The following is a 20,959-nucleotide window of genomic DNA, read 5'->3' on the forward strand; positions in this document are numbered from 1 at the left end:
ATCCGTGCATGACGGACTGGTCGAAACTCAGCCACGCCTACGGCTCGGCAGAAGACATACCCGCCCTGCTGGACCGGATCGCGTCGGAACCGAAGCCCGAGCTCTGGAGCGACCTGTGGTCAGCGCTGTGCCACCAGGGCAGCGTCTACTCGGCCAGCTTCGCGGCGCTGCCCTGGCTGGCCGGCGTAGCCGGCAGTGGCGACCGAGAGCAGACGGTGAGCGCCCTGGTTCTGGCAGGCGCCATCATGGCGGGCGCCGAGCAGCCGCACGGAGCCGGCGACGTCCGCGCGCGGCACGCCGCGGAGATCGAGAGCCTCCTGGTGGCAGTGAACCAGCAGCTCCGGACGCCATCCGATCGCACCGACTACATCCACCTGCTGGAAGCCATGCTGGGCTTCGAAGGTGTCGTGGGCTGGAGCGAAGACCTGGCCTGGGGGCTGAGCAACGAGGAGTACGAGGTCGACTGCCCCGGCTGCCAGACCGGCCTGTTCATCGTCCTCGGCGAGCGAGGATTCTTCTCCACCAGCGAGGACTACGCGCTCTCGGACGACGACGTCGAGACGAGCCCCCTGCTACCGGCGAACCCGGCCAACCTCGACGGCATCGGTCGACGCCTCCACGACATCGCACTCTCCGACGGCCAACACGAGGTCGCCCACGCGCTGACCTACGTGTTCGGACGAGCGACGTGCCCAGACTGCGAAACCGAATTCTCCGTCGCAGACCAGGTCGGCGCCGACTGGCCAGCCGCGCGGTAGACGCCAGAACAGTGGGACTCCGCCAGGCCCAGTCAGTCCGCAGCGCACTTTTGCAAGCGGGTGCTTGCAAAAGTTAGCAGTGGGGGGCATGGTGGAGGCATGGCATCGCTCAACGTCGGCAATCTTGGTGAGTATCTGCGCGAGCAGCGGCGCAACGCGCAGTTGTCGTTGCGGCAGCTCGCGGAGGCTGCCGGGGTGTCGAATCCGTATCTGAGCCAGATCGAGCGCGGGCTGCGCAAGCCGAGCGCGGAGGTGTTGCAGCAGGTCGCCAAGGCGCTGCGGATCTCCGCCGAGACGTTGTACGTGCGGGCCGGGATCCTTGACGCGGAGCGTGATCCGGTCGAGGTCGAGACCCGCGCGGTGATCCTGGCCGACCCGACGCTGAACGAGCGGCAGAAGCAGGTGCTGCTCCAGGTGTACGAGTCGTTCCGGAAGGAGAACGGGTTCGTGGCGCCCGGGGCGGACGGGGACGTGTCCGCCGGGGGCGACGACTTCGTACGCGATGTACGCGATGTGCGTGATGTGCGTGACGTGCGGGACCCCGACACCGGTCCCGTATCCGACGACCGCGGCGATGCCGGCCCGCGGCGGGGTGCCGGGTGAACCTGACCAGGGAGACACCGGCGACCGACGCGGACCACCACCGACCCTCAGCCGAAAGTGAATACGGGAGGACCCTCACCATGGCCATCACCGACGACCTGCGCAAGACCTTCAGCGACCCGACCCCGCTCTACTTCGCCGCCGGCACCGCCGACCTGGCCTACCAGCAGGCCAAGAAGGTGCCGGGGCTGGTCGAGCAGCTGCGGGCCGAGACACCGGCCCGGATCGAGGCCGTGCGCGGCACCGACCCCAAGGCCGTCCAGGAGAAGGCCGCCACCCGTGCCAAGGAGGCCGGCGCCCGGGTCAAGGAGACCCAGGAGAGCCTCCAGGTCAAGGTCAACGAGTTCATCAACGGGCTCGACGGAGACCTCAAGAAGCTCGGCAGCACGCTCGACACCGATCTCAAGAAGCTCGGCGAGAGCGCCACGGACCTCGCGCTGCGCAGTGTCGGCGTCGCCGCCGAGTACGTCGTCAAGGCCCGCGAGACCTACGAGAAGGTCGCCGAGCACGGCGAGCAGACCGTCAAGACCTGGCGTGGCGAGGCTGCCGAGTCCGCCGCGGACATCGCCGTCGCCGTCGAGCCGAAGGCGGCGCCCGTCGAGCCGGTCGAGTCCGTCCACGTCAAGGAGGACGGCGAGGCCGAGGCCGCCGCCCCCGCCAAGAAGGCTCCGGCCAAGAAGGCCCCGGCCCCCCGCAGGACCACCGCGAAGAAGACCACGCCGCCCGCCGAGTGAGCGGCGTGACTCCGGCAGGGGCCGGGCACTTCCTGGGTGCCCGGCCCGTTCTCCTCGTGGTGAGGACGCCGTTGCGGGTACGGTGACGGGGTAGGGACGATCCGATACGGGTGGTGGACGTTGTGCTGATGCAGGGGTTCACGGGATTTCTGTGGCTGCTGAACCTGGCGCTGACCGTGTTCAGCGCCTTCGCGCTGATCGACGCGGCCACGCGCCGTGAGGACGCCTATCGCGCGGCGGACAAGAAGACCAAGCCGTTCTGGCTGATCATCCTCGCCCTCGCCCTGGTGGTGAACCTGATCTTCGGCGTCCTGTCGTTCCTGCCGATCATCGGCCTCATCGCCACCATCGTCTACATGGTCGATGTCCGGCCGGCCCTCCGCGGTCTCCCGGGCGGCGGTCGCTCCCACCGCGGCTCCAGCAGCGACGGTCCTTACGGTCCGTACAACGGCGGGCGGTAGGCCCGGTTCGTAGGGTGGTTTCCGTGACGGTGGGTGGTAGGTCCTTCGCGCCAGGGTCTCGGCCCAGTTGCTCCCGCCCCGTCACCTCCGTCACCCCCGCTCAAGCAGCACCACCGCCACGTCGTCCGTCAGCTCGCCCCCGTTGAGCTGCCGTACCTCGCTGACGGCCGCCCGGAGCAGGGACTCCCCGCGCAGCCCCTCCGTCAGCTGGCGGCGGACCATCGTGACCATCCCGTCCTGGCCCAGCCGTTCCCGCCCGGCGCCGATCCGCCCCTCGATCAGCCCGTCGGTGTAGAGCATCAGGCTCCACTCGCGCCCCAGCTCCACCTGCATCCGCGGCCAGCGGGCGCCCGGGAGCAGGCCGAGCGCGGGGCCGTTGTTGTCCTGCGGCAGCAGGCCCGCCGGGCGTCCCGCGCGGGCGATCAGCGGGGCCGGATGCCCGGCCAGGCACAGGCCCGCCCGGCGCGCGTCCGGCGCGATGTCGACCGTGCACAGGGTCGCGAAGATCTCGTCATCGTTCCGCTCATGCACCAGCACCTGCTGCAAGGTCCCCAGCAGTTCGTCCCCGCACAGCCCCGCGAAGGTCAGCGCCCGCCACGCGATCCGCAGCGCCACGCCCAGCGCGGCCTCGTCCGGCCCATGGCCGCACACATCGCCGATCATGGCGTGCACCGTGCCGTCGGGCGTGCGCACGATGTCGTAGAAGTCGCCGCCGAGCAGCGCGCGCGAGCGCCCGGGGCGGTACCGCGCGGCGAACCGCAGCGACGAGCCCTCCAGCAGCGGCGTCGGCAGGAGGCCGCGTTCCAGACGGGCGTTCTCCTGTGCCCTCAGCCGGCCCTCGGCGAGCCGCCGCTCGGCGCTGTCGGAACGTTTCCTCTCCACGGCGTACCGGATCGCCCGGCTCAGCAGCCGGCCGTCCAGCTCATCGCGGAAGAGGTAGTCCTGCGCGCCCACCCGTACCGCCTCGGCGCCGCGCTCGGAGTCCCCGGACGCGGTGAGCGCGAGCACGGCGTGCCGGGGTGCCAGCTCCAGTACGTGGCGGAGTACGGCCAGCTCGTCGGGGTCGGCCGGGATAGTGGGGGAGGTGGTGGGTGTGGTGGATGCGGGGGACGTGGCTGGGGTGGTGGCGGAGGGGCCCGACAGGCCCGGGGCGCCGGACGTCCCTGCCGTTCCGGGAGTACCTGCCGTACCGACGGCGCCTGCCGTACCGGCGGCGGCGACCCCGGATCCGGCCCCGCGCGCCGAGAGCGCGAGGTCCAGCAGGATGCAGTGCACATCGTCGGTGAGCAGCCGTCCGGCCTCGGTGAGATTGCGGGCCGTACGGACCCGGATCGGCTGTCCGGCGGAGTCCAGCAGCTCCGGCACGATCGCCGAGCCGCCGGGGTCGTCCTCGATCAGCAGCAGCGTGAGCGCGCCACCGGCGGCGGGATCCTTGACCGGGAGCGCGGACGGACCACCCGCGCTCGACCCCACGGCGGGTCTCACGGCGGGTCTCGTGGCGGACCCCATGACGGAGCCCACCGTCGACTCAGCGACCGACTCGGCGACCGACTCGGCGACTGACTGGGTGACCGACTCGGTGACCGGCTCGGCGGCGGACGCCGGGCCTGACCCCATGGCGGAGCCGCCGGGCGCCGACGCGGACGTGGCGTGCGCCTGACCACTCTCCACGGCCGGGATCGCTCTCTGCCGCGGTACGGGTACGGGCATGGTCCTGGGTTCCTTCCCTCCCCCCGAGGGCACGGCAGGCCGAGGGTGCTCGGCCTACCGACCGGGACCCTAGCGGGTGGTGGCGCCCGATTGGAATGGGGCGTGGCAGGTCGCTCGGCAGGCGGCCAATGTCATATGCCGCGATCCGTACCGCAGTTGGGCACCCCGCCCCTGGCCTGGAATGACGAAGGTCACGTCGGTGCGGGGTTTGGCCCCGAGGCGGCGTGCGCCGGGTCACATGCCGCCCGGCACCGGCCACCCGTCGGCCCTCTTCGCCCGCCACCCGTCACCCGGCGGCACCGCCACCCGTCACCCGACGGCACCGCCGCCCGTACACCTGCCGTCACCCCCGCCCCAGGCTCACGCCCCCGGCCGCACAACCCCCAGGATCGGCATCGAACCGGCACCGGCGATGGTCACCGTCCGCCCGGGGCGCGGGGAGTGCACCATGGAGCCGTCGCCCACGTACATCGCCACATGGCTGGCGTCGGAGTTGTAGACGATCAGGTCGCCGGGGCGCATGTCCGCGACGTCGACGCGGGTCAGCTGGCGCCACTGTTCCTGCGAGGTGCGCGGTATCGGCGTACCGGCGGCGGCCCATGCCTCGGAGGTGAGTCCGGAGCAGTCGAAGGTGTCCGGGCCCTCGGCGCCCCATTCGTACGCCTTGCCCAATTGGTCCTTCGCCCACGCCACCGCCTGCTCGCCCGCGGTGGTCGTGCCGCCCGCTATCCCGCTCGTCTCATCTGTCTCGTTTGTTTCGTTTATCTCGTCGAGTATCCCGGTGTCGACCCAGGCCGTCTGGGCGCGGGCGGCGGCCTGCCGCTCCAGCTCGGCGAGGCGCTCCTTCTCGTCCTGCTCCAGCTGGGATTCGAGCTGCTCGGCGGCGGCGATCTGCTCCGTGATCTCCTTCTTCGCCTTGTCCTTGGCCTTGCGGTTGGCCTCCAGCTTCTCCCAGCCGGCGGAGGCGTCCTTGGCGTACAGCTCCAAGTCGTCCTGGATCTGCTCCAGTTCGGCGAGGGTCTTGTCGGTGGCCCGCTCGCCCTGGAGGATGCGCCCGGCGCCGTCCAGGAACTGGCGCGGATCGTCGCTCAGCATCAGCTGCGCCTCGGGCGGCAGCCCGCCCGTGCGGTACTGGGCGCGGGCCGCGGCGCCCGCCTGCGCCTTCAGCTCCGCGAGCTTCTCCTCGCCCGCCACGATCTGCCCCGCCAGGTCGACGATCTCCGCGGACTGCCGGTCGGCCAGCTCCTCAGCCGCGTTGTAGGCGTCCGTGGCCACCGCCGCGTCGTGGTAGAGGTCGTCCAGCTGTATGCGTACGATCTCCAGCTCGGCTGTGGTGGCCGGGCCCGAGTTCGAGGCCGGGCCCGAGGCCGACGGGGCGCTGGGGGTCGGCTCCGGGGTCGGCGCGGCGGCTGCCGTGCCCGGCACCACCAGCATCGTCACCGCGCAGACGACGGAGACCGCCGCCGCGATCAGCCCGCGCCTGCCCGATGCCGATACCGATGCCGACGTCGAGGCCGGTACGAGTGCCGATACCGAGGCCGGTACGAGTGCCGGTACCGATGCCGGCGCCGGCGTCGGCGATGGTGCTGCTGCCGGTGTCATAACCCCGCCCCCCACTGATTAACCGTCAGTAACCCGCGCCACCCGAGGCATCGCGCATGACGCGGCGCGACCCGGCGGAGGCCCTGACTCCCTCCCCCGGATGCACGCGACGTACGACGATCTCCCCGACTTGGTGACGAACGACTCACTGAGATCGTTCCGCGCGGTTCGGCCCGCCGGGGAAACGAGGGGGAAAACCGTCACGTACGGGGTGCCAACGCGTCCCAGCGGACAGTGATCTCGCCCTGCCGCCAGCGCCCCGGACCGTCGGTGACCGGCCAGTCGGCGGTCAGCGCGCGCACCGCGCGGATCCAGCGCTGCCGGGCGCCGTACGAGGCGTAGGGCGCGGCGGCGGCCCAGGCGCGGTCGAAGTCGCGCAGGAACGCGTGCACCGGCTCACCGGGGACATTACGGTGGATCAGCGCCTTCGGCAGGCGTTCGGCCAGGTCGGAGGGGTGGTCCAGGACGGCGAGGCGGGCGGCGAAGGTGACCGTGCGCGGCCCCTCCGGCCCGAGCGCGACCCACACATGCCGGCGTCCGATCTCGTCGCACGTCCCCTCGACCAGCAGCCCCCCGGCCGACCCGGTCACCGCGTCCCCCGGCGCGAGCCGCGCGCACAGGCGCTCCCAGACCGCGCCGACCTCCCCCTCGTCGTACTGGCGCAGCACGTTCGCCGCCCGGATCAGCAGCGGCGGCCGGGGGACCGGCACCTCGAAGCCGCCGTGCCGGAAGACCAGCCCGTCCCGCGCGTACGGCTGGGCCGCCGCGACCCGCGCCGGGTCGATCTCCACCCCGACCACACGGGTGCGGGGCGCCACCGCGCGGAGCCGGGCGAGGAGTTCCACGGCGGTCCAGGGGGCGGCGCCGTACCCGAGGTCGACGGCCACCGGATCGGCGGCCCGGCGCAGCTCACGGCCGTGCGTCGCCGCGATCCAGCGGTCCATGCGGCGCAGCCGGTTGGGGTTGGTGGTCCCCCGCGTGACCGTGCCCACGGGGCGGGAGGTCGCACGGGATGCCATGGCTACGAGGGTAAGCGGACCGCCGGACACCTGGTCCCGCCGGGCACGCGGTCGTACGGGCACCCGCTCCCCGCCGGGCATCCGCCCGTACGAGCCGCCCCCCCACCAAGCATCCAGCCGTACGGGCCGCCCCCCACCAAGCATCCAGCCGTACAAGCCGCCCCCCCCCGCCGAGCCTCCGCCCGTACGGGAACCCACCCCCCACCAAGCACCAACTCACCCCCCACCCCCCCCACCCCCCACTCGAACGGTTGAGCGACCCCCAGTAATGATTGGGCAAAGAAACCCCCGTCCGAAACCCGAAGGAAATGGAGCACCCCCTTCCGGCGTTGCACCCCCGTGGAGGGCGCGGGACGCCCTCCTCAGGCATGCCCGCGGCAGGGAGGAACCGCACGTGAGCCAATACGTCGGCAGGCTCGGTCGGCGCTCCCCGGCGACGGCCTCCCGCTTGAGCGGCATGCGCCTCGGCCACCGCAGGCCGCGCCGCGTCGCGATGCTCTCGGTGCACACCTCCCCCCTCCACCAGCCCGGCACCGGCGACGCAGGCGGCATGAACGTCTACATCGTGGAGCTGGCCCAGCGCCTCGCCGCGATCGACATCGAGGTCGAGATCTTCACCCGGGCCACCTCCGCCGCCCTCCCGCCCACCGTCGAACTCGCCCCCGGTGTCCTGGTCCGGCACATCGACGCCGGACCCTACGAGGGCCTCGCCAAGGAGGAGCTGCCCGCCCAGCTCTGCGCCTTCACCCACGGCGTGATGCAGGCGTGGGCCGAACACCGCCCCGGCCACTACGACCTCGTCCACTCGCACTACTGGCTCTCCGGCCACGTCGGCTGGCTCGCCGCCCAGCGCTGGGGCGTCCCCCTGGTGCACGCCATGCACACCATGGCCAAGGTCAAGAACGCCAACCTCGCCGACGGCGACACCCCCGAGCCCGCCGCCCGGGTCATCGGCGAGACCCAGATCGTCGACGCCGCCGACCGCCTGATCGCCAACACCGCCGAGGAGGCCGAGGAACTCGTCCGGCACTACGGCGCCGACCCCGGCAAGGTCGCCGTCGTCCACCCCGGTGTCAACCTCGCCCGCTTCCACCCCGGCGCGGGCCGCGCCGCCGCCCGCGCCCGTCTCGGCCTGCCCCAGGACGCCCTGATCCCGCTCTTCGCGGGCCGCATCCAGCCCCTCAAGGCCCCGGACGTGCTGCTGCGCGCGGTCGCCGTGCTCCTGGACGAGCGGCCCGAGCTGCGCTCCCGGATCGTCGTGCCGGTCGTCGGCGGCCCCAGCGGCAGCGGCCTCGCCAAGCCGGAGGGGTTGCAGAAGCTCGCCGCGCGGCTCGGGATCGCCGATGTCGTACGGTTCCGGCCACCCGTCGGCCAGGACCGGCTCGCCGACTGGTTCCGGGCCGCGTCCGTGCTGGTCATGCCCTCCTACAGCGAGTCCTTCGGGCTGGTCGCCATAGAGGCGCAGGCCGCCGGTACACCCGTACTGGCCGCCGCGGTGGGCGGGCTGCCGGTGGCCGTGCGCGACGGCGAGACCGGCTTCCTCGTGCGGGGACACGAACCCGCCGAATACGCCCGGCTGCTCGCCCGGTTCGCCGACGACCCCGCGCTCGCCGGCCGCATGGGCGACGCCGCCGCCCGCCACGCCCGCTCCTTCGGCTGGGACGCCGCCGCCGCCGCCACCGCCGAGGTCTACACCGCCGCCGTGCACGCCCACCGCCGCCGCGCCCGCGACCGGCACGCCTGAACCCGCTGTCGTACGCTCCCCCCATGGCGGACGCACAGCGGCAGGCGGCACAGGTCATCGAGGGTGTGCTGCGGGACGACGGGATCGAGTGGGAGAGCCCCGAGCCCGGCCACTACGTGGTCAAGCTGCCCGGCACCCGCAAGCTGTTCACCACGCTCTCCCTGATCGTCGGCCGCCACTCCCTCTCCCTCAACGCCTTCGTCGTCCGCCACCCCGACGAGAACGAGCCCGCCGTCCACCGCTGGCTCCTGGAGCGCAACCTCAAGCTGTACGGCGTGAGTTACGCCGTCGACCCGCTCGGCGACATCTACGTCACCGGCCGGCTGCCGCTCGCCGCCGTCACCCCGGACAGCACGGACCTGCTGCTCGGCCAGGTCCTGGAGGCCGCCGACGGCGGCTTCAACACCCTCCTGGAACTGGGCTTCGCCACCGCCATCCGCAAGGAGTACGCCTGGCGGGTGGAGCGCGGCGAGCCGACCCGGAACCTGGACGCGTTCACCCACCTGATCCAACGCCCGTCCGACTGACCCCGTTCCCGCCCGGAGCCGTCCGGCACCACGGCCGCCGCGCCACCGCTCCATCCGTACGGCACCACGGCCCCCGTACCACCACCCCACCCGTACGACGCTCAGCGCGCCCCCGACCGGTAGCGCCCCGGCGTCACCCCCACCAGCCGCCGGAAATGGCGGGTGAGGTGGGCCTGGTCGTAGAAGCCGGTCCCGGCCGCCGCCTCGGCGGGGCGTGCCCCCGCGAGCAGCAGCGCACGGGCGCGGGCGACCCGCCGCGAGGTCAGATACTGGTGCGGGGCGATGTCGTAGGCGGCGCTGAACGCCCGTACGAGATGGGCGGGATGGGCGCCGAGCAGCCGCCCCGCCTCCTCCAGCGACACCCCTTCCACCACCCGCGCGTCGAGCAGCTCACGCAGCCGGCGGGCCAGTACGGGGTCGGCGACCCGTGGGACGGCGGCGGTGAGCCGGGGGCGCAGCAACTGGCCGAGCCGCTCGGCGACGAAGGTCAGCCGGCTCTCCGCCGCCAGCTCCTCGCCGGGCCGGGCGAGCGCGGTGTGCAGTTGCCCGACGCGCCGGCGCAGCAGCGGATCGCGCAGGTCGGGGCTGTCGACGGCGGCCCCGATCAGATCGTGGGCCAGCCGTGAGGAGTCCAGGTACAGGACGCGTTTGCGGAAACCGCCCGGGGTGGCCGGGGCGCCGTTGTGCGGGATGTGCGGCGGCAGCAGGGACACGGTGTCGTGCGGAGTGCCGTGCCGGTGCCGCTCCAGGTCGTACCGTACGGCCCCGTCGTCCACGATCAGCAGCGTCCAGGACTCATGGACGTGCATCGGATAGGCGTACTCGGTGAAGTGCGCGTGGAACACCTCCACGACGCCCGGGATCGCGGGGCGCCAGGCGGAGACGGTGGTGTCCTGCCGCGACGCAGCCATGCAAACAACGTACAAGACCCGGCGGCGGCCGGACGGCGAGCCTGCTCCCATGACAGCCACCGACGCCCTGCCCCCCGCCCGCTTCGACACCCGGTCCGCCACGAGATCCGATACGGAATTCGACACGAAATTCGACACGAAATTCGACACGAAATTCGACACGAAGATCGCCGTCCTGCTGCGCGCGGACCTGGCACCCTGGCAGCGGCTGAACGTCACCGCGTTCCTGGTCAGCGGCCTGGGCACGGAGATCCCGGAGGTGATCGGGGAGCCGTACGAGGACGCCGACGGGGTCTGCTGCCTGCCGATGTTCCGGCAGCCGGTGCTGGTCTTCGAGGCCACCGGGGAGACGCTCAGGACAGCTCACGCGCGGGCCCTGTCCCGGGCGCTGCCGCGAGCCGTCTTCACGGCCGACCTGTTCACGACGGGCAACGACCGCGACAACCGGGCGGCGGTACGGGCGGTCGGCACGGCGGAGCTGGATCTGGTGGGGCTGGCGGTGTACGGGCCGCGCAACGGCGTGGACAAGGTGGTGAAGGGGGCGCGGATGCACCCGTGAGCCAGGGAATCAGGGGGCGCTGACCTCGGGCTCGGCGGGAGCGGAGGGCGTATGGACGGCCCCCGCCCGCCGGCCCTCCTCCGTCGCGGGCAGCGCCCGCATGAGCGCGGCGTACCCGGCGGCCGTCACCATCCCCAGCACCGCGCACAGCCCCCACAGCCAGTCGGCACCGTAGCGGTCGATGACGAAACCGGACATCAGCGGGGCGATCAGACCGGCGACGGACCAGGACATGGTGTACATGCCCTGGTAGCGCCCGCGCCCATGGGCGGGGGAGAGCCGGACGACGAGCCCGGTCTGGGTCGGGGCGTTGACGATCTCGGCGAGGGTCCACACCACGACGGTCAGCGCGAAGGCGCCGACCGACCCGGCGAAGGCGGTGAGCCCGAAGCCGTACCCGGCGAGCAGGGAGGAGACGATCAGCAGCCGGCGCGGATCGCGGTGCTCGATGAACCGGGTGAGCGGGATCTGGAGGGCGACGATCAGGACACCGTTGACGGCGATGGCCATCCCGTAGTCGGCAGGGGTGAACCCGGCCGCGCCCATGGCGACGGGGAGCGCCACGGACCCCTGCTGGAAGATCAGCGCGATGAGGAAGGACAGGGTGACGACGCCCATGAACCGCCGGTCGCGCAGTACGGTCCCCAGGCCCACGGCATCGACGGCGGCGGCCTCCTTCGCGCTGTGCACGGGCCGGGACTCGGGCAGTTTGATGAAGACGAGGACCGCGCAGACGGCGGTCATCCCGGCCTCGATCAGGAACCCGGCGAGATAGCTGAACTCGGCGATGAACCCGGCGGCCATGGCGGAGATCGCGAAGCCGAGGTTGATGGCCCAGTAGTTGAGGGAGAAGGCCCGCACCCGGTCCTCCGGCCGCACGATGTCGGCCATCATCGCCTGCACGGCGGGCCGCGAGGCGTTGGAGGCGGCGCCGACCAGGCAGGCCACGGCGGCGATGGCGGCGGGGTCCTGCATGAAGCCGAGCAGCGCGACGGACGCGGCGGTGGCGCCCTGCGCGATGACCAGCGTGGGGCGCCGCCCGAGCCGGTCGGCCATCACACCGCCGCCGAGGGAGGAGACGACCCCGCCGAGGCCGTAGAGGGCGGCGACCAGACCGGCGTAGGAGGCGGAGTGGCCGCGCTCCAGGGTCAGATACAGCGCCATGAAGGTGGCGACGAAGGCGCCGAGCCGGTTGACGAGGGTGCTGACCCACAGCCACCAGAACGCGCGGGGGAGCCCGGAGACGGTCTGGACGACGCTCTCGGCGACAGCACGTCTGAGACGAGCGACGGACAAACGAATCCCCCCGCGGACACGGCCGACCAAAGCCGCATGTAAGAGTCACTCACCACATGTAAGAGTCACTAACTGCGGGCAGACCTTACGCATGCGTCGTATCCGGAATCGAGCGAATTAACAATTCCCGTCAACTGTCCGCGGTGCGGGCGGCCCGCGCGGGCCACCGAACCCTTCTACTACGCTCGACCCCATGGCCGACGCACCGTACAAGCTGATCCTCCTCCGCCACGGCGAGAGCGAGTGGAACGCGAAGAACCTGTTCACCGGCTGGGTGGACGTGAATCTCACCGAGAAGGGTGAGAAGGAGGCAGTCCGCGGCGGTGAGCTGCTCAAAGACGCCGACCTGCTCCCCGACGTGGTCCACACGTCCCTCCAGAAGCGCGCGATCCGCACGGCGCAGCTGTCCCTCGAAGCCGCCGACCGTCTGTGGATCCCGGTCCACCGCAGCTGGCGCCTGAACGAGCGCCACTACGGCGCCCTCCAGGGCAAGGACAAGGCCCAGACCCTCGCCGAGTACGGCGAGGAGCAGTTCATGCTCTGGCGCCGCTCCTACGACACCCCGCCCCCGCCGCTGCCCGTCGACGCCGAGTACTCCCAGTACGCCGACGACTGCTACGCGGCCCTCCCGCCGGAGCTGCGCCCGCGCACGGAGTGCCTCAAGGACGTCGTCGCCCGCATGCTCCCGTACTGGTTCGACGCGGTCGTCCCCGACCTGCTGACCGGCCGCACGGTCCTGGTCGCGGCCCACGGGAACAGCCTCCGCGCCCTGGTCAAGCACCTGGACAACATCTCCGACGCCGACATCGCGGGCCTCAACATCCCGACCGGCATCCCCCTCTCCTACAACCTGGACCACGACTTCCGCCCCCTGAACCCGGGCGGCACCTACCTCGACCCGGCCGCGGCGACAGCGGCGATCGAGGCGGTCAAGAACCAGGGCAAGAAGAAGTAGCGAGCGTACGAACGTGGCCCCCCGCCCGCGGTATCCGCGCGGACGGGGGGTTTGTCGTCGGCCCGCTCCGCCCGCCTTTTCCTGTTCCCGCTATACCTGGCCCCGCCGATCCCGCCGATCCCGCCGGGCCACGGCCTCGGACTTCTCCAGCCAGTCCAGGTACCAGTCCCCGAAGCCAACCCCGTCGAGGGGGCCGAAGGCGCCGTCCGCCGGGCGTTCGTCGATACGCATGCCGCCCCGGTCGGGGCCGGTCACCACGAGCCAGTGGCAGTATCCGCAGCCCTCATGGCTCAGGCACAGCGCACCGGACGTCAGCCGCCCGGACAGCGCCTCGTCCTCCGCCAGCCAGGCGCGATGTGCCCGGTCGAAGGCGTCGTCGTCCACGAAGCCGGACGCCATCGGTTCCCGGCCGTCGTGCTCGGCCTGCGCACGGACGCTGTCCTCCGCCCCCGGACAGGGGAACCGCAGCCGCTCGTGCCGCATGTCCCCACCCACGTCCGACCACCGCCAGCCGGCCGCACCGCGTCCCAGGACGCTGAGCCCGTACCCGGGCCCGGCTCCCCCGGCGCCGACCTCCCGCAGAAACGCCCGGTAGCCCGCGGGCAGCACGACACCCCACTGGGCCTCGGCCTCGCTCACGTCCCGCTCCGGCAGGGGAGCGGCCAGCCGGAAGCCATGCCCCCCGGATCCGTACGTCTGCCAGGCCCCGAAGACCCGCCGCGCCCCGTCCGCACGGGCCAGCGCCGTCACGCGCTCCCGGACGCCGTCCCAGTCCACCGGCCCCGTCATGGGCGGCAGCCTAGATGAGCGCGCCGGTTGTCTTCGGCGCGCACCGCACGAAGGGCCCCCGCACCGGAAGCTCCGGCGCGCGGGGCCCTTCGTGACGTACGGGCGGTGTTGTCAGCCGCACTGGCAGGGGTTGCCCTGTTGACAGCCGCAGGTGCAGCCCGAGCCGCAGCCGCAGGCGGCGATCAGGGGGAGGCTCAGGGGACGGGCGGGCTGTTCGGTCGGGCGGTCCTGGGTGGGGTCGGGAGTGCTCGGGGTGCTGGGGGATGCAGCCATGGGTCCCTCCTCTAGGCATGTGCCTGTGCCCATTGGATGCCCGGCCCGCAGGTCGCATCAACGGCGCATCGATGCTCATTCGCGCCCCCGGCGAGGTGGGAGATGCCGGGTGCCTATGCCGGGTCCCCCGTCGCTACGCGCCCTCCACCCCCGGCACCGCCTGCGCGTCCGGCTGGAGTTCGTCCGCGTGCTCGCCGGTGACCAGGAAGACGACCCGCTTGGCCACGGCCACGGCGTGGTCGGCGAAGCGCTCGTAGTAGCGGCCCAGCAGGGTCACGTCGACCGCGGTCTCGATGCCGTGCTTCCAGCGGTCGTCCATCAGGTGCTGGAAGAGGGTGCGGTGGAGCAGGTCCATCGCGTCGTCGTCGGTCTCCATCTGCATCGCCAGGTCGACGTCCTTGGTGATGATCACCTCCGCCGCCTTGGCCATCAGCCGCTGCGCGAGCTGGCCCATCTCCAGGATGGTGGCGTGCAGGTCGTGCGGGATCGCCCGCTCCGGGAACCGCAGCCGGGTGAGCTTCGCCACATGCTGGGCGAGGTCGCCGGAGCGCTCCAGGTCGGCGGACATCCGCAGCGAGGTCACCACGATCCGCAGATCCGTCGCCACCGGCTGCTGCCGCGCCAGCAGGTCTATCGCGCGGGCCTCCAGGTCGTGCTGGAGTTCGTCGATCTTCTTGTCGTTCTCGATGACGCTCTCGGCCAGCTTCAGATCGGCGTCGAGGATCGCCGTCGTGGCGCGTCCGATCGCCGACCCGACCAGCCGGGCCATCTCGACCAGGCTGTCACTGATCGAGTCGAGTTCCTCGTGGTACGCGTCCCGCATCTGGGTTCCCTCTCGTACGTCGTTCCAGGGTGCTCAGGGTCAGGGTTCCGACCTTGCCTTACGACGTCGTTCCACGTCGTACGGGGGTCGCGCGGAGCCGCCCGGGAGGGCGCCCTCGGCCGTGCTCCTGTGGCACACCGTGCGGCCATGGTGTGGCCATGGTGTGGCACAGATGTGGCACATGGTGTGGCGCGTGTTTCTGTGGCGCATCGGACACCGCGGACCCCACGCTGTCACCCTCAGCTCCGTACGCGTCAAAATCCGCCACCCCAAATGAACCGATACTGGCTCCAAGGTGAACTCTGGGCGACGAGTGTTCGAGGTCGCCCACCGATGGCTGTGGCCACGACGCGTCCCATGCCTAACCTGGGTGCATGGACGTGAACGCGGCGGTCGCCGCAGCGGCAGCGATCGCCGGTGTGCTCACCGGCGTCATCGCCATGCTGGCGTTCCGCTGGAGCGAGCGCGACCTGAAACGCCCCACCCGTACCTCCCTGCACACCGACCCGGTGCTCCCACCGGGCGTCGACACCGTCCTGTCGGTGCTCCGCTCCTCGGCCGTCGTCCTGGACGAGGGCGACGCCGTGGTCAAGGCCAGCTCGGCGGCCTACGCCCTCGGACTGGTGCGCGGCGGCAAACTCGCCGTCGAACCCATGCTCCAGATGGCCCGGGACACCCGCCGCGACGGCGAGATACGCCAGGTCGAACTGGACCTGCCTCGTCGTGGCACCGGCCGCGGCGAGGCTCTCGCTGTCTCCGCCCGCGTCGCCCCGCTCGGCTCCCGCCTGGTGCTGCTGCTGGTCGAGGACCTCACCGAGGCCCGCCGCATAGAGGCGGTCCGGCGCGATTTCGTCGCCAACGTCAGCCATGAGCTGAAGACCCCGGTCGGCGCCCTCTCCCTGCTGTCCGAGGCGGTCATGGACGCCTCCGACGACCCGGAGGCCGTCCAGCGGTTCGCCGGGCGCATGCAGATCGAGGCCACCCGGCTGACCAACCTGGTCCAGGAGCTGATCGACCTCTCCCGGGTACAGAACGACGACCCCCTGGAGGACGCCGAACCCGTCCGCGTGGACGAACTGGTCGCCGAGGCCATCGACCGCTGCCGCCACGCGGCCGGCACCAAGCAGATCACCATGGCCGCCGCAGGCGCCGCCGACCTGCATGTCTGGGGCAACCGCGGCCAGCTCGCCGCCGCCCTCGGCAACCTGGTTGAGAACGCCGTCAACTACTCACCGGCCCGCACCCGCGTCGGTATCGCCGCCCGCCGGGTGAGCGCCTCCGGCGGCGACGCCATCGAGATCGCCGTCACCGACCAGGGCATCGGTATCTCCGGCAAGGACAAGGAGCGTATCTTCGAACGCTTCTACCGCGTCGATCCGGCCCGCTCCCGTGCCACGGGCGGCACGGGCCTCGGACTCGCGATCGTCAAGCACGTGGCCGCCTCGCACGGCGGGGAGGTCACGGTGTGGAGCTCCGAGGGACAGGGCTCCACCTTCACCCTGCGGCTGCCGGAGGCGGGAGCCGCCCGGGAGCGGGCCCAACAGCACCAGCACTCCGCTCCCGACGAGGCGGCGGCCCGGCCCACGGGCTCGCCCCACCCCGCCACCCGATCCCACACCCACCCCACTCCCCACGCATCCCATACGTCCCACACATCCCCCGACTCAACCGCGTACCAGACGCTTTCCGCCCCGGAGGTCCTTCCGTGACCCGAGTGCTCGTCGTCGAGGACGAGGAGTCCTTCTCCGACGCCCTGTCGTACATGCTCCGCAAAGAGGGCTTCGAGGTCGCCGTCGCGACCACGGGCCCCGACGGACTCGACGAGTTCGAGCGCAACGGCGCCGACCTCGTCCTCCTCGACCTGATGCTGCCCGGCCTGCCGGGCACCGAGGTCTGCCGCCAGCTGCGCGGCCGATCCAACGTCCCCGTCATCATGGTGACGGCCAAGGACAGCGAGATCGACAAGGTGGTCGGGCTCGAAATAGGAGCCGATGACTACGTCACCAAGCCGTTCTCCTCGCGGGAGCTGGTCGCCCGTATCCGGGCCGTCCTGCGCCGCCGCGGTGAGCCGGAGGAGGTGGCCCCGGCCGCCCTGGAGGCGGGCCCGGTCCGGATGGACGTCGACCGCCATGTGGTCACCGTCGCCGGCTCCAAGGTCGACCTCCCGCTCAAGGAGTTCGACCTCCTGGAGATGCTGCTGCGCAACGCGGGCCGCGTCCTGACCCGGATGCAGCTCATCGACCGCGTCTGGGGCGCCGACTACGTCGGTGACACCAAGACCCTCGACGTCCACGTCAAGCGCCTGCGCGCCAAGATCGAGCCGGACCCGGGCGCCCCGCGCTACCTGGTCACGGTCCGTGGCCTCGGCTACAAGTTCGAGCCGTAGGCCGACCCGGCCGAACACGCGAGAGGGCGGGACTCCACCAAGGAGCCCCGCCCTCTTCACATTCTTCGTCCGCCGCTACGACGTTCAGCGCCCGCCGCGCAGCCTACTCACCGGGCGTCGCGGAACCCGAGGCGGCGTCGGTCGGGGTGCCGGTGGAGCCGGACTCGGTGGAGGTCGCCTCCCCGGAGGGCTCACCGCTCGCCGTACCGCTCGCCTCCCCGCTCGGCGTGGTGGACGGCGACGGCACCGCGGTCGGGCCCCAGCTGCTGAAGAAGCTCCTGGCCGGCCAGACGAACGCCTGGAGGGTCACCGCACCGGTACGGCTGAAAGTGAACGTCACCTTCTGCACATCGCCGTCGGTCACCTTCTGGCCGTCGGCGAGCACCGCGGAGGCGTTGCCCTCGCCGCCGATGATCACCGTGCCATTGGCCGGCACGGTCAGCGGACCGCTGCCGCCGGCCGGCGAGATCTCGGCGGTGCCCACCCCGTCCACATTGATGGAGTCCAGGGTCTGCGCCGTCCGGCTGGTGTTGAACAGCGTCGCGGAGACGGCGGCCGGGCCGCTGGCGCCGGCCTCCGGCTGGGTGATGACGGTCGCGTTCTGGATCTTGATGTCGCCGACCGTGGTGGCCGCGTTGTCCGGCACGATCTGCAAGGTCTGCGCGTTGTTTCCGGCGCCGCAGGCGGCGAGCGTGGCGATCGAGAACGCGAGGGCGGAAGCGGCGAGGGCGCCGCGTCGAAGGCTGCTGCTCACGGCGGCGGCAACTCCTTGAACACAGGGGTGGCATTCCTCTTCAAAGCCACCCTAAGGATCTGTCAGCGGCCTTAGGTTACCGAGCCGTTCCCGCGCCGCCGCACCCGACCCTCCCCCAACCGGCCCGGGTCGCCCGGCAGGGGGTACCCCACCGCCGTCGGAGGAGAGCCCCGGGCGACTCGTGGCCCCGCCATTCACATAAGTCATCCGGGCATACCGCGGTGCATTATCGGGCGGCCCGCCCACTAATTCCGGGTGAAGGAATACCGACGGATCGCGCGGCGGGTCGCGCCGTGGATCACCCGGCGGATCAACTGACAGATCAACCCGATAGATCAACGGACAGATCAACCGACAGATCAACCGACAGATCGGACGGGATCGCCCGGCAGATGAACCGATCAATCACCCGATAGATCGCCCTCTGCATAGCCCTCCAGATCAAGCCATAGATCAAGCCACAGATCCCCCGCGGATGATCTGCGGATCATCCGCGGATCACCCTGGAAATTGATCACGGAGTGTCTTGATCGGAGTCCTGTGATCAATTCCGGAATCGTCTCGCGGGCGACCCGCCGGACCGAACGGAGTAGCGGAAGTCGAGCACTTGAAAGCGGACATATGTGGACGTTCAACCGGCTGGCGGGGTCGCCGGATGTGTGTAACGTGCGCGTTTCTCTCGCCCCGGAGAGCCGCTCCGACCTGCGATTACCTGGTTCCCGACGCCCGGCGAAGCACGTTCCGGTCGCTGTTGTCAAGCCCCGAGATATGCCCTGACCTGCGAAAACGCCATTCAGAACCCGCCGTTTCCGTGTTACCCTGGATAGCCACGGAAGGGGTACCTGTCACATGACGTTCAAGGTTGGCGACACCGTGGTCTATCCCCATCACGGGGCCGCGCTGATCGAGGCCATCGAAACTCGCCAGATCAAAGGCGTGGACAAGACCTACTTGGTGCTGAAGGTCGCCCAGGGTGACCTGACGGTACGTGTGCCAGCGGACAATGCGGAGTTCGTCGGCGTACGTGATGTGGTCGGTCAGGACGGGCTGGACCGGGTCTTCGAGGTGCTGCGCGCGCCGTATGCCGAGGAGCCCACGAACTGGTCCCGTCGTTACAAGGCAAACCTGGAGAAGCTCGCCTCCGGCGATGTCATCAAGGTCGCGGAAGTCGTGCGTGACCTGTGGCGTCGTGAGCGCGAGCGTGGACTGTCCGCCGGTGAGAAGCGCATGCTCGCCAAGGCCCGCCAGATCCTGGTGAGCGAGCTGGCTCTCGCGGAGAACACCAACGAGGACAAGGCCGAGGCGCTGCTCGACGAGGTCCTCGCCTCCTGACCCGGGCGCCGAACCCGATCAGCCAGCCCTCACACTGAAATGCCGCGGTGCCCGATGACGTCTTTGCAGTCGCCGGGCGCTGCGGCATGTCCGTACCCGGACGGGTATCCGCTGATCGATGATCACCATACAGATCAATCATCCCGTGCGGAACAATCAACAATCGATCATCAATCAAAAATCGATCAAGATCGACCAATCGATCAGCGTTATGCGCCGGGGGAATATCTCCCCCGGTACTGTGCGTGCCGGGCTCGGGCAACCGCCTCGACCAGGGTCACGGAAGGGTCCGGTCAGGGGCACGTGCCCGGCACGATGTGGCCATACCCAAGTAGGCCGAGCACACAAACCTGACAGGAACCGATGTCTGACGTTTCGCGCCCTTCGCCCGCAGGAGTCCGTACCGCCGCGGTCATCCCGGCCGCCGGCCGGGGCGTCCGGCTCGGCCCGGGTGCCCCCAAGGCGCTCCGCGCACTCAACGGCACGCCCATGCTGATCCACGCGGTGCGCGCGATGGCCGCCTCCCGCCATGTGGCCCTGGTGGTCGTCGTGGCCCCGCCCGAGGGCACCGCCGAGGTCAGGTCGATGCTCGACGCGCACGCCCTGCCCGAGCGTACGGAATTCCTCGTGGTCCCCGGCGGTGCCAGCCGCCAGGAGTCGGTCAAGCGCGGCCTGGACGCCCTGCCCCCCGGCTACGACGTGGTCCTCGTCCATGACGCCGCCCGCCCGCTGGTCCCCGTGGACACCGTGGACGCCGTGATCGAGGCCGTCCGCGCCGGTGCGGTCGCCGTCGTCCCGGCCCTGCCGCTGGCCGACACCGTCAAGGAGGTCGTGCCCGCCCAGGCCCCCGGCGAGCCCGAACCGGTCGTCGCCACCCCCGAGCGGGCCCGGCTGCGCGCGGTGCAGACCCCGCAGGGCTTCGACCGGGGCGCGCTGATCCGCGCCCACGAGACCGTGACCGGGGACGTCACCGACGACGCCGGCATGATCGAGCGGCTGGGCCTGAAGGTCGTGGTCGTCCCCGGCCACGAGGAGGCGTTCAAGGTCACCCGTCCCCTGGACCTGGTCCTCGCCGAGGCGGTCCTGGCCCGCAGGAGGCTCAACGATGGCTTCTGAGCCGCCCGTACTGCCCCAGGTCGGCATCGGCACCGACATCCACGCCTTCGAGGAGGGCCGCGACCTGTGGTGCGCCGGCCTGAAGTGGGAGGGCGAGGGCCCGGGTCTGGCCGGCCACTCCGACGCCGACGTCGTCGCCCACGCCGCCTGCAACGCCCTCTTCTCCGCCGCCGGGCTCGGCGACCTGGGCCGGCACTTCGGCACCGGCCGCCCCGAGTGGTCCGGCGCCTCCGGCACCGCCCTGCTCACCGAGGCCGCCCGGATCGTCCGCGAGGCGGGCTTCACCATCGGCAACATCGCCGTACAGGTGGTGGGACCCCGTCCGAAGATCGGCAAGCGGCGGGACGAGGCCCAGCAGGTGCTGTCGGACGCGGCGGGAGCGCCGGTTTCGGTGTCGGGCGCGACGACCGACGGTCTCGGATTCCCCGGCCGGGAGGAGGGCCTGATGGCGGTGGCGACGGCCCTGGTCGTGCGGACCCCGCCGAGCGGCCCGGCTTCGTAGGAGGGACCCGGCCCCGGCGCCCCGGGGGCGGGGCCGGAGCCCGCCCCCCACGCCCCCCCCCCCCCCCCGGGGGGCGCTGAAACACAACACCCCCCCCCCCCCCAC

Annotated in this window: 23 protein-coding genes; 15 read left to right on the forward strand and 8 right to left on the reverse strand. The window is 71.5% G+C overall.

Annotated features, from left to right (window positions below; genetic code table 11):
- Nucleotides 1-8 precede the first annotated feature (8 nt).
- The 4 genes from ACFXAZ_RS22600 to ACFXAZ_RS22615 all read left to right on the forward strand — a co-directional run bounded on the left by ACFXAZ_RS22600 (nucleotide 9) and on the right by ACFXAZ_RS22615 (nucleotide 2,556).
- Complete coding sequence (locus ACFXAZ_RS22600) at nucleotides 9-758, forward strand: hypothetical protein (RefSeq protein ID WP_384594049.1); 750 nt, start codon at nucleotides 9-11, stop codon at nucleotides 756-758.
- 99 nt (nucleotides 759-857) lie between these two features.
- Nucleotides 858-1,361 (forward strand): helix-turn-helix domain-containing protein, encoded by a 504-nt coding sequence (locus ACFXAZ_RS22605; RefSeq protein WP_384594052.1) that lies wholly within the window; start codon nucleotides 858-860, stop codon nucleotides 1,359-1,361.
- 80 nt (nucleotides 1,362-1,441) lie between these two features.
- A complete protein-coding gene (locus tag ACFXAZ_RS22610) occupies nucleotides 1,442-2,095 on the forward strand; it encodes a hypothetical protein (protein ID WP_384594055.1) in 654 nt (217 codons plus the stop codon).
- Nucleotides 2,096-2,223: 128 nt separating this feature from the next.
- Nucleotides 2,224-2,556, forward strand: coding sequence for a DUF2516 family protein (locus tag ACFXAZ_RS22615; protein ID WP_384594099.1), 333 nt, complete (start codon nucleotides 2,224-2,226; stop codon nucleotides 2,554-2,556).
- A gap of 90 nt (nucleotides 2,557-2,646) precedes the next feature.
- On the opposite strand, the gene ACFXAZ_RS22620 is transcribed toward ACFXAZ_RS22615, so the two are convergent.
- Nucleotides 2,647-4,065, reverse strand: coding sequence for a PP2C family protein-serine/threonine phosphatase (locus tag ACFXAZ_RS22620; RefSeq protein ID WP_384594102.1), 1,419 nt, complete (start codon nucleotides 4,063-4,065; stop codon nucleotides 2,647-2,649).
- Between ACFXAZ_RS22620 and ACFXAZ_RS22625 the strand changes: the two genes are divergently transcribed.
- The gene (locus tag ACFXAZ_RS22625; protein ID WP_384594108.1) at nucleotides 4,064-4,216 is read left to right on the forward strand and encodes a hypothetical protein; all 153 of its coding nucleotides are present in this window, start codon (nucleotides 4,064-4,066) and stop codon (nucleotides 4,214-4,216) included. The genes ACFXAZ_RS22620 and ACFXAZ_RS22625 overlap by 2 nt on opposite strands.
- Nucleotides 4,217-4,626: 410 nt before the next feature.
- Here the strand turns inward: ACFXAZ_RS22625 and ACFXAZ_RS22630 are convergent, their stop codons facing one another.
- Nucleotides 4,627-5,700 (reverse strand): NlpC/P60 family protein, encoded by a 1,074-nt coding sequence (locus ACFXAZ_RS22630; protein WP_384594105.1) that lies wholly within the window; start codon nucleotides 5,698-5,700, stop codon nucleotides 4,627-4,629.
- On the opposite strand from ACFXAZ_RS22630, the gene ACFXAZ_RS22635 reads away from it, so the two are divergent.
- Nucleotides 5,681-5,890, forward strand: coding sequence for a hypothetical protein (locus ACFXAZ_RS22635; RefSeq protein WP_384594058.1), 210 nt, complete (start codon nucleotides 5,681-5,683; stop codon nucleotides 5,888-5,890). The genes ACFXAZ_RS22630 and ACFXAZ_RS22635 overlap by 20 nt on opposite strands.
- A 178-nt stretch (nucleotides 5,891-6,068) precedes the next feature.
- Here ACFXAZ_RS22635 and ACFXAZ_RS22640 read toward each other — a convergent pair whose 3' ends face one another.
- Nucleotides 6,069-6,887 (reverse strand): class I SAM-dependent methyltransferase, encoded by an 819-nt coding sequence (locus ACFXAZ_RS22640; protein WP_384594061.1) that lies wholly within the window; start codon nucleotides 6,885-6,887, stop codon nucleotides 6,069-6,071.
- Between the two features lie 394 nt (nucleotides 6,888-7,281).
- On the opposite strand from ACFXAZ_RS22640, the gene mshA reads away from it, so the two are divergent.
- Nucleotides 7,282-8,631 carry a D-inositol-3-phosphate glycosyltransferase gene (gene mshA / locus ACFXAZ_RS22645; RefSeq protein ID WP_384594065.1) on the forward strand — a complete coding sequence of 450 codons (1,350 nt, stop codon included), beginning with the start codon at nucleotides 7,282-7,284 and terminating at the stop codon, nucleotides 8,629-8,631.
- 23 nt (nucleotides 8,632-8,654) lie between these two features.
- The gene (locus tag ACFXAZ_RS22650; protein WP_384594068.1) at nucleotides 8,655-9,158 is read left to right on the forward strand and encodes a YbjN domain-containing protein; all 504 of its coding nucleotides are present in this window, start codon (nucleotides 8,655-8,657) and stop codon (nucleotides 9,156-9,158) included.
- 101 nt (nucleotides 9,159-9,259) lie between these two features.
- Here the strand turns inward: ACFXAZ_RS22650 and ACFXAZ_RS22655 are convergent, their stop codons facing one another.
- Entirely contained in the window at nucleotides 9,260-10,069 is an 810-nt protein-coding gene (locus ACFXAZ_RS22655; RefSeq protein WP_384594071.1) for an AraC family transcriptional regulator, read from the reverse strand.
- 49 nt (nucleotides 10,070-10,118) lie between these two features.
- On the opposite strand from ACFXAZ_RS22655, the gene ACFXAZ_RS22660 reads away from it, so the two are divergent.
- Nucleotides 10,119-10,628 carry a DUF2000 family protein gene (locus ACFXAZ_RS22660; protein ID WP_384594074.1) on the forward strand — a complete coding sequence of 170 codons (510 nt, stop codon included), beginning with the start codon at nucleotides 10,119-10,121 and terminating at the stop codon, nucleotides 10,626-10,628.
- A 9-nt stretch (nucleotides 10,629-10,637) separates the two neighbouring features.
- Here ACFXAZ_RS22660 and ACFXAZ_RS22665 read toward each other — a convergent pair whose 3' ends face one another.
- The gene (locus ACFXAZ_RS22665) at nucleotides 10,638-11,924 is read right to left on the reverse strand and encodes an MDR family MFS transporter (protein WP_384594076.1); all 1,287 of its coding nucleotides are present in this window, start codon (nucleotides 11,922-11,924) and stop codon (nucleotides 10,638-10,640) included.
- A gap of 193 nt (nucleotides 11,925-12,117) precedes the next feature.
- Between ACFXAZ_RS22665 and ACFXAZ_RS22670 the strand changes: the two genes are divergently transcribed.
- Complete coding sequence (locus tag ACFXAZ_RS22670) at nucleotides 12,118-12,879, forward strand: phosphoglyceromutase (protein ID WP_384594079.1); 762 nt, start codon at nucleotides 12,118-12,120, stop codon at nucleotides 12,877-12,879.
- 90 nt (nucleotides 12,880-12,969) lie between these two features.
- On the opposite strand, the gene ACFXAZ_RS22675 is transcribed toward ACFXAZ_RS22670, so the two are convergent.
- Together ACFXAZ_RS22675 and phoU are read right to left on the reverse strand one after the other, a co-directional pair.
- Nucleotides 12,970-13,668, reverse strand: a complete 699-nt coding sequence (locus ACFXAZ_RS22675; protein ID WP_384594082.1) for an SMI1/KNR4 family protein — start codon at nucleotides 13,666-13,668, stop codon at nucleotides 12,970-12,972.
- Nucleotides 13,669-14,074: 406 nt separating this feature from the next.
- Entirely contained in the window at nucleotides 14,075-14,764 is a 690-nt protein-coding gene (gene phoU / locus ACFXAZ_RS22680) for a phosphate signaling complex protein PhoU (protein ID WP_382683963.1), read from the reverse strand.
- A 374-nt stretch (nucleotides 14,765-15,138) separates the two neighbouring features.
- On the opposite strand from phoU, the gene ACFXAZ_RS22685 reads away from it, so the two are divergent.
- Together ACFXAZ_RS22685 and ACFXAZ_RS22690 are read left to right on the forward strand one after the other, a co-directional pair.
- Entirely contained in the window at nucleotides 15,139-16,473 is a 1,335-nt protein-coding gene (locus ACFXAZ_RS22685) for a sensor histidine kinase (RefSeq protein ID WP_384594085.1), read from the forward strand.
- Entirely contained in the window at nucleotides 16,470-17,150 is a 681-nt protein-coding gene (locus ACFXAZ_RS22690; RefSeq protein WP_362754850.1) for a response regulator transcription factor, read from the forward strand. The genes ACFXAZ_RS22685 and ACFXAZ_RS22690 overlap by 4 nt, the downstream gene beginning before the upstream one ends.
- 103 nt (nucleotides 17,151-17,253) lie before the next feature.
- Here ACFXAZ_RS22690 and ACFXAZ_RS22695 read toward each other — a convergent pair whose 3' ends face one another.
- Nucleotides 17,254-17,904 carry a DUF461 domain-containing protein gene (locus ACFXAZ_RS22695; RefSeq protein WP_384594088.1) on the reverse strand — a complete coding sequence of 217 codons (651 nt, stop codon included), beginning with the start codon at nucleotides 17,902-17,904 and terminating at the stop codon, nucleotides 17,254-17,256.
- 849 nt (nucleotides 17,905-18,753) lie between these two features.
- Here ACFXAZ_RS22695 and ACFXAZ_RS22700 point away from each other — a divergent pair.
- From ACFXAZ_RS22700 to ispF, 3 genes are all read left to right on the forward strand, one after another.
- Nucleotides 18,754-19,236 carry a CarD family transcriptional regulator gene (locus tag ACFXAZ_RS22700; protein WP_003953493.1) on the forward strand — a complete coding sequence of 161 codons (483 nt, stop codon included), beginning with the start codon at nucleotides 18,754-18,756 and terminating at the stop codon, nucleotides 19,234-19,236.
- Between the two features lie 363 nt (nucleotides 19,237-19,599).
- On the forward strand, nucleotides 19,600-20,352 hold the full coding sequence (gene ispD / locus ACFXAZ_RS22705) for a 2-C-methyl-D-erythritol 4-phosphate cytidylyltransferase (RefSeq protein ID WP_384594091.1): 753 nt from the start codon (nucleotides 19,600-19,602) through the stop codon (nucleotides 20,350-20,352).
- A complete protein-coding gene (gene ispF, locus ACFXAZ_RS22710; RefSeq protein ID WP_384594093.1) occupies nucleotides 20,342-20,854 on the forward strand; it encodes a 2-C-methyl-D-erythritol 2,4-cyclodiphosphate synthase in 513 nt (170 codons plus the stop codon). The genes ispD and ispF overlap by 11 nt, the downstream gene beginning before the upstream one ends.
- Nucleotides 20,855-20,959: the final 105 nt, after the last annotated feature.

Source organism: Streptomyces sp. NPDC059477 (assembly GCF_042749375.1).
Classification (GTDB): domain Bacteria; phylum Actinomycetota; class Actinomycetes; order Streptomycetales; family Streptomycetaceae; genus Streptomyces.